The sequence below is a fragment of the Phytomonospora endophytica genome (genome assembly GCF_014202425.1).
GTDB lineage: Bacteria > Actinomycetota > Actinomycetes > Mycobacteriales > Micromonosporaceae > Phytomonospora > Phytomonospora endophytica.
In genome coordinates, this window is sequence record NZ_JACHGT010000009.1 from 75909 (window position 1) to 88311 (window position 12403).

The 12403-nt window shown below is 71.4% G+C and carries 8 protein-coding genes; 2 read left to right on the forward strand and 6 right to left on the reverse strand.

All coding sequences use genetic code 11. The features are described from left to right. Positions 1 to 460: 460 nt before the first annotated feature. Positions 461 to 4282 (reverse strand): endo-alpha-N-acetylgalactosaminidase family protein, encoded by a 3822-nt coding sequence (locus tag HNR73_RS21080; protein WP_184789287.1) that lies wholly within the window; start codon positions 4280 to 4282, stop codon positions 461 to 463. A 1405-nt stretch (positions 4283 to 5687) separates the two neighbouring features. Here HNR73_RS21080 and HNR73_RS21085 point away from each other — a divergent pair. Beyond that, positions 5688 to 6764 carry a methyltransferase domain-containing protein gene (locus HNR73_RS21085; protein ID WP_184789288.1) on the forward strand — a complete coding sequence of 359 codons (1077 nt, stop codon included), beginning with the start codon at positions 5688 to 5690 and terminating at the stop codon, positions 6762 to 6764. Here HNR73_RS21085 and HNR73_RS21090 read toward each other — a convergent pair. Genes HNR73_RS21090 through HNR73_RS21105 form a run of 4 tightly spaced genes read right to left on the reverse strand, consistent with a single transcriptional unit; the run spans position 6761 to position 10522 of the window. After that, complete coding sequence (locus tag HNR73_RS21090) at positions 6761 to 7690, reverse strand: ankyrin repeat domain-containing protein (RefSeq protein WP_184789289.1); 930 nt, start codon at positions 7688 to 7690, stop codon at positions 6761 to 6763. The two genes, HNR73_RS21085 and HNR73_RS21090, sit on opposite strands and share 4 nt — an antisense overlap. Continuing rightward, positions 7687 to 8619, reverse strand: a complete 933-nt coding sequence (locus tag HNR73_RS21095) for an ankyrin repeat domain-containing protein (RefSeq protein ID WP_184789290.1) — start codon at positions 8617 to 8619, stop codon at positions 7687 to 7689. Before HNR73_RS21095 ends, HNR73_RS21090 begins: the two co-directional genes overlap by 4 nt. Continuing rightward, complete coding sequence (locus HNR73_RS21100) at positions 8616 to 9971, reverse strand: ankyrin repeat domain-containing protein (RefSeq protein ID WP_184789291.1); 1356 nt, start codon at positions 9969 to 9971, stop codon at positions 8616 to 8618. The genes HNR73_RS21095 and HNR73_RS21100 overlap by 4 nt, the downstream gene beginning before the upstream one ends. A gap of 35 nt (positions 9972 to 10006) precedes the next feature. Then, positions 10007 to 10522 carry a DUF4245 domain-containing protein gene (locus HNR73_RS21105; RefSeq protein ID WP_184789292.1) on the reverse strand — a complete coding sequence of 172 codons (516 nt, stop codon included), beginning with the start codon at positions 10520 to 10522 and terminating at the stop codon, positions 10007 to 10009. A 106-nt stretch (positions 10523 to 10628) separates the two neighbouring features. On the opposite strand from HNR73_RS21105, the gene glpX reads away from it, so the two are divergent. Continuing rightward, the gene (gene glpX / locus HNR73_RS21110; protein WP_184789293.1) at positions 10629 to 11648 is read left to right on the forward strand and encodes a class II fructose-bisphosphatase; all 1020 of its coding nucleotides are present in this window, start codon (positions 10629 to 10631) and stop codon (positions 11646 to 11648) included. A gap of 92 nt (positions 11649 to 11740) precedes the next feature. Here glpX and HNR73_RS21115 read toward each other — a convergent pair whose 3' ends face one another. Then, the gene (locus tag HNR73_RS21115; RefSeq protein ID WP_184789294.1) at positions 11741 to 12346 is read right to left on the reverse strand and encodes a hypothetical protein; all 606 of its coding nucleotides are present in this window, start codon (positions 12344 to 12346) and stop codon (positions 11741 to 11743) included. Between the last annotated feature and the right edge of the window lie 57 nt (positions 12347 to 12403).

Here is a 12403-nt window from a genome sequence, read left to right on the forward strand (position 1 = left end):
AGCCCCACCCGGTAAAGGCGGCGGAGCCGACCACCACGCCCAGCGGCAAGCGGGCCGAAGGCCCGGAGGCGAAGCCGCCCAGCGGCTGAGCCGCATCGCGAGCGCAGCGAGCCAACCAACACAGCACAGCGCGGGGTGGCACGCTCGCCCGTGTCCACCCCGCACCGCTCATGTCACGCCTCAGCCCAAAGACGCGACTTGCTTTCGGGGGCGGCGAGTCGACGTGTTCTTTGCGTTGCTTGCGTCGTCTCGTCTGTTTCCATTTCACCATCGGTTCGGTAGGGATTCCAGTCCCGTGGGTGTCGGGGTCCTTTGTGGATGTGGAACTTTTGCCCGCACCGAGTCTTTACGTATCGGTGTCGCGACTTTTCGTGTTGACGTCACGCTGTGTCCGGCGTGTGAGGGGCCGCCGCGGCAGCTCCTGGCCGCGGCGGCCCTTTTCTCACAAGGGAGGGAAAGGTCAGTCGCAGGTGAATGTGGCGTCGGCCCAGTCGGCGTGGTCGTTGCCGTTGCCGTCGCCGGAGTCGGTGACGACGAGCCGGATGTACTGGGCTCCGCTGACGTCGGCGGTGAGTGCCACGGTGGGGGTGTCGGCGCGCATGACGCCGGTTTCGGCGACGGCCGTGTCGTCGGCGTATACCTGGAAGACGACGCTGCCGCGGGTGGGTTGGGCGTCGTCGACGCCGACGTGGGCGGTGAAGGTGGTGCAGTCGCCGCCGAGGTAGTACACGATTTCGGCGGGGGCGTGGGTGCCGAGGCCTTTGGCGTAGGTGACGCCGTTGAGGGTGAGTGGTGTCCCGTCGCCGGTGCCTTGGCCGCCGTTGGACAGGTCGCGTTCGACGGGGCCCCAGCCGCTTTCGGCGGAGATCCATGGGTGGTCGGAGGCGTGGACGGTGCCGGTCGGGGGTGGTGGAAGTGTTCGTACGACGGCGTTTCCGGTCACGGTCTCGCGTTTCCCGTCGTACCGGTAGGTGGTGGTGGCGGTGAGCGCGTGGTCGACGTCGTCCACATCGGACGGTGGGGTGACCTGCCAGGTGACGGTCGCCGGCCGGCCGGTGCGGAGCCGTGCGACGGTGGCGTCGCCGGTGGTCGCGGTCCAGCCTTCGGGGACGGCGAGCGCCGTGGTGACGTCGGCGACGGTTCCGGCTTCGCCGTTGACGAAGGTCGTCGTAACCTCGTTGGCTTTGCCGGGCACGAGTTTCGCGGCATCGGTCGATACCGTGACGGCTCCGCAGTTGCCTTCGGGCGTGGCTTTGCCGAGGTCTTCGACCTTGAAGTCGTCGAGGGTGAACTCGACCTGGTCGCCGTTGGGCGGCAGGCGCCGCAGCCCGACCCAGTAGTCGCCGCAGTCGCCGGCGGTGAATTCCTGGACGTGCTCGGTGGGTGTCGTCGCCTGTTCGAAGGGCGTGACCGCGAGGTCGCGGCTGCCGCCGGGTCCGTCGACGCCGAGCGTCCAGCCGTAGGCGCCGGCCAGTTCGTTCTCGTAGTCGAAGCTGACCCGGTAGCGGTGGCCGGGCGTGAACTTCACCGTGGCCGGGGTTGTCCGGTAGGCGAGCTTGTGGCCGTACTCGAAGGATTTCATCGACCAGTTCCCGGCGATGACGTCGTCGATGACCTTGCCGTTCCATCCGGCCTGCGTGTAGGGCGCGTGGATCTCCGCGAGGTGCGAGTTCGCGTCGCCGGAGTCGCCTTCACCGCCTCGGTAGAACGGTCCCCAGCCTTGGTCGACGTTCTCAAAGTCCCAGTAGGTGAGGGATCCGGGTGCGGCCGGGCGGACGGCCGGGACGAGCCGCACGTCGTCGAACATGACGCGGGCCGAGCCGGAGCCCGCCGACAGTGACAGCTTCACCTTCCCGCCGCCGGGCGGGACGTCGAAGAACACGCGGACCCGCTGGGCGTTGGTCTCGTGTTTCTCGTCGGAGTTGTTGTTGTTCCGCAGGGTGGAGCGTTCGATGGTGGTCTTGACGGTGCGGCCGTTCACGGTCGCCGAGATGCTCGCCGGGCGCGACTTCCCGGGTTCCACCTCGATGTTGGCCGAGGCGACGTAGGTGCCCGCTTCGAGTCCGTCGACGCGTTGCGAGATCGCGGTGCCGCCGTTGCCGGCGATGGCCTCGTACTGGCCGCGCTCGTTGCGCGCGACCTTCGCCGCGCCGTCGACCGTCCATGATGGACCGAATCGGCCGGCGTTGAAGCCGGGGTCGGCGACGGGCGTGCCTTCGCCGTAGGTGACCTTCGTCGACGCGACCGGGTCCGCGTAGAGGATGTAGGGCGTCTTCGCCGACGCGTCGATCGTTACCCTCCCGTCCACAATGGGCAGTGTCGCGACCTTCTTTCGGCCGGTGTCGGTGAGCTTGTACAGGGTCGCGTCACCGGTCACGGTCTCCGGGACGGCGAAGGTGCTGCGCCCGCCGTCGGCGTTGTAGTGGTAGAACTTCTGCCCCTCGTCGCCGTCCGGCCAGGGCAGCAGATAGGCGTCCCCGGCGGCGATCTCGCCGTAGGGGGCGAGGATCCGGCGCGTGCCGTCGGCGTCGGTGACGCGCCCGCCGTCGGCGAAGGTGATCTCGTCGGTGCTCCACGACGTGATCGCCGAACGCTGGAGGTACTTCGTCGGGAGGTTGTAGGTGAAGACGTTGGACAGGAACTTGTCGAACTCGACCTCACCGGTCCAGCCTTCGAAGTCGCTCATCCGCGAGCCGCCGAGCAGGTCGTTCTCGATGTAGACGTCCTTGGTGTGGTTGCCCACGAAGCGCAGGATCCTGGAGTTGATGCCGCGCGAGGTGTCCGGACCGTAGTCGGGGTCGTTGGCCCAGTGCGACCAGATCTGGTTACTGGGCAGGCGATGCGACCACTCGCTGGCGACGGCGACCCCGGCCTCGTTGAGGCGGCGGGACAGGCTGTCGGCGAGCCAGCCCTGGCTGTAGTACACGTCGATGTACACAAAGGACAGATTGTTGTTCGTCTCGGCGAAGAGCTGATCGAAGCGGCTCATGATGTTGCCGCTGGTCAGGTCGTAGCGCTGGTCCATGTAGTAGGACTGGTCCATCCAGGCCCAGCCTTTGGCGCTTTCGTCGATGAGCTCGCTGGAGAAGGCCTTGGCCTCCGGGTAGGACTCGGTGGCGTTGACGTGGACGCCGAACTCGGCGTTGTACTCGCGTCCGGCTTCGAGGAGGGCGTTGAGCTCGTCGAGGCCGCCGGCGCGGGTGTTGTAGTTGCCGCCGTAGTCGGGGTGGGCGGCGTCGTGGCCTTCGGAGCCGTATCCCTTGAGCAGCACGAACTGGCCGAGGCCGTCGGTGGCCAGGTTGATGCGTTTCGTGTCGTCGAGGGTCTTGCCGAAGGGATGCGTGGCCAGGGACGCGATGTTGAAGGGGATGCGCGGGACGACGCGGTAGGGCGTGTTCTCGGCGCCCACAATGGACGGTTGGAGCGGTCGCAGGGCGATCGCGGCGTCCTGCCAGTCGGCGGTGCCGTCGTCGTTGGCGTCGCCGGTGAGCGCGATGCGCACCTGGGGCAGGGGTTCGGTGTCCCCCGCGGCGGATCCGGAGCCGCGGTAGGTCCACTCGCCGCTCCACAGGCCGACTTCGCGGTAGCCGTCGGCGGTCCGGGCCTGGCGCAGGACGCGGCCGTTGGCGGCGGAGTTGGCGCCGGCCGGCTTGTCGTAGACGGAGTTCGTCTCGATGGCCACGGCGGCGCCGTTGGCGGCCGAGAGGACGTAGTTGGCGCCGATCGGCGCCGGGTCGGCCGGTGTGGTGTCGGTGACCTGGTAGATCGTGTCGCCGACCTTGCTCTTGTCGATGTCGAGCCGGGCGGCGGCGACCTGGTTGCCGGAGTCGGTGCTGCGCACGGAGACCAGGTCGTGGTTCGGGATGGCGAGGGTGTTGACGCGGAAGCCGTCGTTGTCCTCAATGGAGGTGACCTCGAAGGTCACGGTGGACTCGGCGACGGAGATCCGCGCGCCGAGCCGGACTCCCCCGGCCTCGGGGAAGTCGAGGGTGTAGGCGGCCGCGTCGCCGATGTCGCTGGTGACGTGCGGCTTGAACGCCGTCCCGTTGAGCACGACCGTGTCGAGCGCGCCGGTGCGGCCGTGGACGACCGCGCCGGTGGCGGTGTGCGTGTACGAGACGATCCGCGGGAAGTCGCGGGCGACCTCGACACTCACCGCGCCCGACCCGATCACCGCCGTCTCGCCCGCCGCCGCGGGCAGGGTCGGCAGGACGCCGATCGCGGCCCCGGCCGTTAAAGCCGTGGCCAACCCCAGCGCCCAGCTGCCTCGCTGTCGCCTCATGTGTCCTCCAAGCAGGGGTGATGGATTCCGAAACCTATTCATGGGAAATCCACGGCTACTCCAACATAAATGAACATCCTTGTCACGAGTCGAGACCGAATCGTTATGTGGGGACGGGAGAACGGGGGCGGGGGCTTGGGTTGGCGCGATGGGGGTGAGGGCTGGCGGGGCTGGCGAGGGCTCGCGGGGCTGGCGGAGGCGGGGCTGGAGGGGCGATGCTCACGTGGCCGCGACGGACGGGGTCGCGTGGAACTCACGGGCGGCGGGGCGCGAGCCGGCGCGGGCTCAGGTTGGCGCGACGGGCCGGGGGCCTGCGCGGGCAGGGCGGGGATGAAGAGGCCGAGCAGCGCCCACTCCGCCGCGACGGACGGGGTCTCGTGGAACTCACGGGCGGCAGGGCGCGAGCCGGCGCGGGCTCGGATTGGCGCGATGGGCTGGGGGGCCTGCGCGGGCAGGCAGGGATAAAGAGGCCGAGCAGCGCCCCCTCCGCCGCGACGGGCACGCAAGCCGGCTGGCCCCGCCAGCGACAGGGCAGCGCGAGGTCTCGCAGGCGGCGGGGCAGGGCGCGAGCTGCCGAGGTCGGGAACCAGCGCGCCAGAGGTCGGGGCGAGGTCCCGCAGGTCTCGCAGGCGGCGGGGACGGGAGCAGCAGCGGCGTTGGCGGCGGACAGCCGGTCTCGGCGCGTCTCGCAGAAGCGGTCGACCGCAGCCAGCCGAAGCGGCGGTCTCGATGAGGCTCACGGGACCGTGGCGGCAGTGAGGCGGCGGCCGGGCCCGGCTTCGCCCGGATCGGCAAGGCTCGCGCGCGAGGAAGCCGAGGCGCCCGAAGCAGCCGCCAGTGTCTCGGGGCCTCTAGCCGCAGTGACGGACAGCCGCGGGCGCGGTCTCGGCGGTTCGCACGGACGAAGCGGTCAAGCCCACCTCGGCAGGCTCGTGGGCGAAGCAATCGCGGACAGCCTCGGCGGCGAGGGCAGGCAGCCCGCCCCAGCGGGGAGCCGATGCGGACTGGGCGGCGGCGATCGAGACAGTTCGAGGAAGGCTCGGGCGAGTCGGGAATCGTAGCGGCAGACGCGCCCTCGGCGGTTCGCGAGCGGCTGTCGACGGCCGAGGCGTCGACGGCGCTGGACCGTCCCTGCGAATCTCGCGCGGGGGATCGCGGCGGCGGTCGCGGACGGGTCTCGGTAAGGCTCCCGGACAATGCGGGTCTCTGGCGGAACTCGCGGCGGGTGAAGGACCACCGTGGTCGCGAAGGCCTGCTCCCGGCATCTCGGAGGCGAAGCTGTCCAGGCCTCGGCCACCCTCCCGCCGCGGGTGCACACCGCCGCAACCGTGAAACCACGCTCCACCAGCCGAGAACACGAACCGAAGGATCCCGCCGCCCCTCCCCATCGGACACAATGGGACACATGACGCGCTGGCGCTCACACGCCGCCGCCCTGGTCGACGTCGTCCGGGATCGCGGCGTCGAGGTCGATGCCGCGTGGGCCGACGCCTTCGTCTCGGTGCCGCGGCATGTCTTCGTCCCGCGCTTCTACGTCGACGCCGACGGGGAACGTCTCGTCGAGGCCGTCGAGGCCGACGATCCCGGCTGGCTGCGCGAGGTCTACTCCGACAAGCCGCTGGTCACCCGCCGCAAGCTCGTCCGCGCGCCGGGCGGCGGCGAGGAGTACGTCGCGACGAGTTCGTCCTCGCAGCCGACGGTCATCGCCGTCATGCTCGGCCTCCTCGACGTCCGGGAGGGCATGAGCGTCCTCGAAATCGGCACCGGAACGGGCTACCACGCGGCCCTGCTCGGCCATCGTCTCGGCGACGACGCCGTCGTCTCGGTCGACCTCGACCCCGAGCTGATCGCCGAGGCCTCCGTCCGTCTCGCCACCGCCGGCCGGCGTCCCCGGCTCGTCGCGGGCGACGGCACCCGCGGCTTCGCCGACGGCGCCCCCTACGACCGCATCGTCGTCACCGCCGCCACCGACGACGTCCACCCCGCCTGGATCGAGCAGCTCGCGCCCGGCGGGCGCATCGTCGCGCCCCTCGTCGAGGGCGGCGCGCTCATCGTCTGCGACAAGACCGCGCCCGGCCGCGTCGACGGGCGCATCGACGCCGAATGCGCGTTCTTCATGCCCCTGCGCGGCTCCCTCGACGGCGAGGAGACCGAGCGGCACATGTGGCGGCAGGCCGCGCCCGAACTGCCCGCGAGCCCCGGCGACCCCGGGCCCCAGGCCCTCGGCGACCTCGACTTCCGGCTCTGGCTCGGCCTCGCCCTCCGCCACGTCCAATACGTCTACTCCCCCGACGCGCCACCGGCGCCGACCGGCCGCGCCGACCGCCTCCTCGAACCCGGCGCCCTCGCGGCGGCCTGGCGCGAGTTCGTCGCCGCCGGGCGCCCCGACCGCACCCGCTACGGCCTCACCGCCACGACCGAGGGCGGCTGGATCTGGCTCGACGAGCCCGGCTCCGAGCATCGCTGGCCACTGCCGCTCTAACCGAACTCCTCCAGCTCGGCCACCACGCCCTCCAGCCCGAGCATCCGCGCGATCTCCACCGCCGTCGCCGCGCTCCGGCCCCGCAGCACGAGCGGCTCCGCGAGCCGCGCGTGCGGATCGGCCCCCGCGACAAGCAGCATGCGCACGTTCCCCGGCGCGTCCATCCCCGCGGCCCCGTGCAGCGGCGTGGCTCCCCGCGAGTCCCGCACGTCGACATCGCGCGCGGCCTCAAGCACCAGCCGCAACGTGCTCCCCCGCCCGATCCGGGCGGCCCGGTGCAGCGGGGTCGTGCCGGGGACGTCGCCGGACGGCGCCAGCTCGGAGCGGCACGGGTCGGCACCGGCGGCCAGCAGTACCGCCACGGCCGGTTCGTTGTGCCAGGACACCGCCGCGAAGAGCGGGCTCGTGCCGAAGCCGACGGCGTCGCGGTCGGCGCCCGCGGCCAGCAGGAGCCGCATGATCTCGGGGACCTGCCCCCACGTCTCGTAGGCGGTCCGCAGTAACGGCGACGTGCCCGACCCGCCAGGCGCGTTGGGGTCGGCGCCAGCGTCGAGCAGGGTGCCTACGATCTCGGCGACGGCCGTCCCTTCGCGCCACAGCGGGTGGCCGATCGACCGGAGGGCCGCGTGCAGTGGCGTGTCCGGCTCGCTCAGTTCGCGTTTCCCGACCCTCGGCGGGCCCGCGTAGGCACTGAACCGTGTGATGCGGCCGCTGATCCGCGCGTGGACGTCGGCACCGGCCCCGAGCAGCCGCCGCACCACGGCGGGCGAGCCTCCGGTGAAGGCGGCCAGGTGCAGTGGCGTGAGCCCTTTCGGGTTCAGCGGCCCGACACCGGCGCCCGCGGCCAGACCGGCCTCGACGGCGGCGAGGTCGCCGGTCGCGCAGGCCTTCGCGAAGAGGATCCGGATCGACGGCCAGCCGCTCATGCCCCGTACTCCTCCAGGACCGCGACGACCCCGTCGAGCCCGAACATCCGGGCGATGCCGATCGGGTCGTCCGCGCTGCGCCCGAACGCCTCCCTGGGGGCGCGAAGGCGCGCGTGCGGGTCGGCGCCCGCTTCGAGCAGCATCCGCACGAGGCCGACGCCGTTGAGCCGTGACGCGATGTGCAGCGGGGTGCCGCCGTCGGCGTCCTTGACGTCGACGTCGCCGGCCGCGTCGAGCACGAGGCGGATGATGTGGTCGTCGCACATGATCACGGCCATGTGCAGCGCCGTCGAGCCCGCGACGACGTTCGGCGCGGCGATCTCGGGACGGCACGGGTCGGCGCCGGCCGCCAGCAGCAGCTCTACCGCCGGGCGGTTGCGGCAGGACACGGCCGCGAACAGCGGGCTCGTGTCGTGGCCGCCGCCGTCCCGGTCGGCGCCCGCCCTCAGCAGCAGCTCGACGAGTGCCGCCGTCTGCCACTCGCGCCCGTAGGCGACCTGCACCAGCGGCGGCAAGCCCAGCCAGCCGCGGAGGTTGGGGTCGGCGCCGCCGTCGAGGAGGGCCTCGACGATCCCGACTATCGCCGTACCGTCGCGTCTCAGCGGACTGCGGCCCGGGCGCACGGCCGCGTGCAGGGGCGTGTCCGCTTCGTTCAGCTCGCGCCCGCCGACGCGCTGCGTCCCCGCGTAGGCGCCGAACCGTGAGATGCCGCCGGTGATCCGCGCGTGGACGTCGGCACCGGCCTCGACCAGCCGCCGCACCACCACGGGTGAGGCGCTGGTGAAGGCCGCGAGGTGCAGCGGTGTCAGGCCTTTCGGGTTGACCGGTCCGAGCCCGGCGCCCGCGGCCAGGCCCGCCTCGACGGCGGCGAGGTCGCCGGTCGCGCAGGCCTTCGCGAAGAGCGTCTTCGCCGAGGGTGCGGGGCTCATCGGTACTCCTCCAGCAGTGCGATCATCTCGCGCCGCCCGCAGCGTGCGGCGACGTCGAGCGGGGTGCGCGTCCCCGGACCGAACTGGGTGCCGAAGGCGGTGTCGCCGACGGTGCTCGCGTGCGGGTCGGCGCCGGCCGCCAGCAGGATCCGGGCGCGGGCGGGCTCGGACCCGCTGACGGCCATGTGCAGCGGCGTGATGCCCTCCGGCGTGCGTACGTCGACGTCTTTCGCCGCGTCCACCACCATCCGCATGACCTCCTCCAGCGCGCCGACGGCCGCGCGGTGCAGGGGTGTCAGACCGGACGCCTTCCAATAGGTCTGCCCGGTGCCCCGGCAGGGGTCGGCGCCCGCCGCCAGGAGCTCGGCGACCGGCCCGGGTAGGCCGTACACGGCGGCGTAGAGGGGGCTGCTCTTCCCCACGCCCGGGTTGGGGTCGGCGCCCGCCTTCAGCAGCATCGTCACGACCTCGCCCGCCCGGTCACGGGCCACCCTGGCCGCCTCCAGGAGCGGCGATTCGCCCAGGTCGTCGGTGGTGTTCGGGTCGGCTCCGGCATCGACGAGCGCCTCGACGACCTCGACCGCGCGCGGCTGGGCCTTCCGCACGAAGACGCCGACGCACTGCACCGCCGCCGCCAGCGGCGACGTGCCCGGCCGCAGTTCGCGGCGGTAGAGCCGCCCGGAGTCGACCAGCGCGTGCAGCGCCGGGGGCTTCTCACCGGTGGTCACCGCGTCGATGTCGGCGCCGGCCTCGATCAGGAAGCGCACCGTCTCCGGCGAGCCGGATGTGAACGCGGCCATGTGCAGGGGCGTCACCCCGGCCTTGTTGACCGGGCCGAGTGAGGCCCCGCCCGCCACGAGCGCGCGAGCGGTGTCGAGGTCGCCGCGGGCACAGGCGTGCGCGAGGGCGTTCTTCGCCGTGGGCGGGCGCTGGACCTTCGCACGCGCGAGCCGCGCCGACAGCAACCGGGGCGGGTGCCACATCCCGTCGGAGTCGAAGCGGTAGACGATCGGGTCGCCGGGATTGCGTGGCGAGGCGAGGTCGACCATGAGGGTGCAGCGCTGCGAGTCGCGGCCGACGGCGTACCAGGCGTTCTCGTACCCGCTGGCGGTGAAACCGGTCTCCGCCTCGGCGGGCGCGGGGAAGGTCAGCTCCCAGTTGAGATCCTCCTTGTGCACCAGCACCTGCCCGGCGGGCCACTCGATCGCCAGCAGCGCCTGGATGGACGGCGGCACCGAGCGGGGCCCGACCGGGGTCTCCACGGCCGTGTCGCGGACGGCGAAGTCCGCGCGGATCCGCCCGCCCAGACGCGCGATCTCGGCGAGGACCTTGTCCGACAGGGGGTGGGTCATCCCGGCAGGATAGGGACCGGGTGCGACCTTTCCGCTCAGGCCAGCGCGGTCGCGAGTTCCAGGAGCTCGTTCTGGTCGGCGTCGCCGATGACGATGATCGTGCGGGCGTCGTCGAGGCGGACGAGGGCGACGTTGCCGTCACGGGTCAGGTACGACATCCACGCGGCGCCGGAGGCCTCGATGTTGCCTTCGAGGCGCGGTGCCTCACCGAGTTCGGCGGCCAGGAGGGTCGCCGACTCGGCGCTGCTCTCCACCAGCTGCACGCCCGAACCGTCGGGCGTCTGGTAGGCGACCCGGAGGGTGACACCGTTCTCGCGGCTGACGATCGCCTGCGTCGCGAGCCACTTCTCCGACAGGCCCTGCGGGCGCAGGACGGTCAGCCCGGCGTCGGCGGCCTCCTGGTAGGTCGGCGCCGGGTCGATGGCGTTGACGTCGGTGCCGGACGTCAGCAGCCGCCAGCCGCCGAGGATCAGCGCGATCGGCACGAGGATGACCGCCAGGGACAGGATCATGTCCCTGGGGCGGCGGGGCGCGGTGTAGGTGCTCGACACAGGATCCATCCTCGCCTATGCCACAGCGCGTGACCCGACCGCCCCGTACGGATGCGGTCTCTGTCAGGATGCGGTTAGATTCGACCCTCAGCGCCGAGGAGGTCCCATGTCCGACCGTCGTACCGAAGAACTCGACCGCAACCTCGCCCTCGACCTGGTCAGAGTGACCGAGGCCGCCGCGATGGCGGCGGGCCGGTGGGTCGGCAGGGGCGACAAGGAAGGCGGGGACGGCGCGGCCGTCGACGCCATGCGCCTGCTGATCAACTCCGTGCCGATGCGCGGCACCGTCGTGATCGGCGAGGGTGAAAAGGACAACGCTCCGATGCTCTACAACGGCGAGGAGGTCGGCGACGGGTCCGGCGCCGCCGTCGACGTCGCGGTCGACCCGGTCGACGGGACGACGCTGATGGCGAAGGGCATGCCGAACGCGCTGGCGGTCCTCGCCGTCGCCGAGCGGGGCGCGATGTTCGATCCCTCGGCGGTGTTCTACATGGAGAAGCTCGCGGTCGGGCCCGAAGCGGCCGACGTGATCGACATCGAGGCGCCCGTCGAGGAGAACCTGCGGCGCATCGCCAAGGCCAAGCACAGTGAGGTCAGCGACGTCACGGTCTGCATCCTCGACCGGCCCCGGCACACCGAGCTCGTCCGCAAGGTCCGCCAGACGGGCGCGCGGATCCGCTTCATCTCCGACGGCGATGTCGCCGGCGCCATCAGCGCCGCCCGTCCCGGCAGCGAGACCGACGTCCTCATGGGCATCGGTGGCACGCCCGAGGGCATCATCGCCGCCGTCGCGCTCAAGTGCATGGGCGGCGCGATGCAGGCGAAGCTGTGGCCGCAGGACGAGGTCGAGCGGGAGAAGGCCCTGGCCGCCGGGCACGACCTGGACCGGGTGCTCGGCACCGACGACCTGGTCAGCGGCGACAACATGTTCTTCTGCGCGACCGGCGTGACCTCCGGCGACCTCGTCAAGGGCGTGCGGTACCAGCGCGGTGGGGCGTACACGCAGTCGATCGTGATGCGGTCGAAGTCGGGGACGACCCGCGTCATCGACTCCTACCACCGCCTGGAGAAGCTGCGCCGGTACGCGGTCGTCGACTACGACGGCACGCCGCTGCCGGTCGAGTAGGGACGCGAAAAAGGCCCCCGACCGATAGGTCGGGGGCCTTGCCACGTGCCCGGGGGCACCGCGACCGCGGGAGGTCGCTTCAGCGCTGCGCCTTAGCTGGCGTAGGGGTTGATCGGGGTGCCGGGGGTGGCGCCGGGGCCGTCGGCCACCGAGGCGTCACCGTAGGTCACGGTGTCGATCGAACCATCGAGGTTGCCGTCGGTCAGGGTCGCATCGGCGATCCCGTCCTCATCAGAGTCGAGAACGACCTCATCGACCAGACCGTCACCATTGCTGTCAGCGGCGAAGGTGTCCATCGCACCATCGGCATCGGCATCGGTGGCCACCGCGTCGACGAACCCGTCACCATCGGTGTCCTGCGCGACCTGATCCACCACGCCGTCACCATTGAAGTCCGAGACCACGGTGTCGATGTAACCATCACCGTTCTGGTCCAGAGCCTCCGAATCGATCGTCCCGTCACCATCGGCGTCGACGTACAGGTTGTCGTAGTCACCGTCATTGTCGGCGTCCACAGCCACACCCTCGGCGTCCCCATCACCATCGGTGTCGATCAACGTCTCGGAGTGATCACCGTAATCAGCCGTGATCGTCTCATCGGCCACACCATCGGCGTTGAGGTCGATCGCCTCATCGAACGTCGCATCGTACTCAGTGCCATCGGCGGTGTCGGTGTCCGGCGAGTCGAAGTCACTCATATCCAAGCCCTCCCATGAGGCGTCTTTTGTTTCGATATTCGAGCGGCGGTGCCGCGC

Excerpts from the sequence above, each read along its gene's own strand:
- HNR73_RS21080 (WP_184789287.1), bottom strand. The coding sequence starts at position 4,282 with ATGAGGCGACAGCGAGGCAGCTGGGCGCTGGGGTTGGCCACGGCTTTA.
- HNR73_RS21085 (WP_184789288.1), top strand. The coding sequence starts at position 5,688 with ATGACGCGCTGGCGCTCACACGCCGCCGCCCTGGTCGACGTCGTCCGG.
- HNR73_RS21090 (WP_184789289.1), bottom strand. The coding sequence starts at position 7,690 with ATGAGCGGCTGGCCGTCGATCCGGATCCTCTTCGCGAAGGCCTGCGCG.
- HNR73_RS21095 (WP_184789290.1), bottom strand. The coding sequence starts at position 8,619 with ATGAGCCCCGCACCCTCGGCGAAGACGCTCTTCGCGAAGGCCTGCGCG.
- HNR73_RS21100 (WP_184789291.1), bottom strand. The coding sequence starts at position 9,971 with ATGACCCACCCCCTGTCGGACAAGGTCCTCGCCGAGATCGCGCGTCTG.
- glpX (WP_184789293.1), top strand. The coding sequence starts at position 10,629 with ATGTCCGACCGTCGTACCGAAGAACTCGACCGCAACCTCGCCCTCGAC.
- HNR73_RS21115 (WP_184789294.1), bottom strand. The coding sequence starts at position 12,346 with ATGAGTGACTTCGACTCGCCGGACACCGACACCGCCGATGGCACTGAG.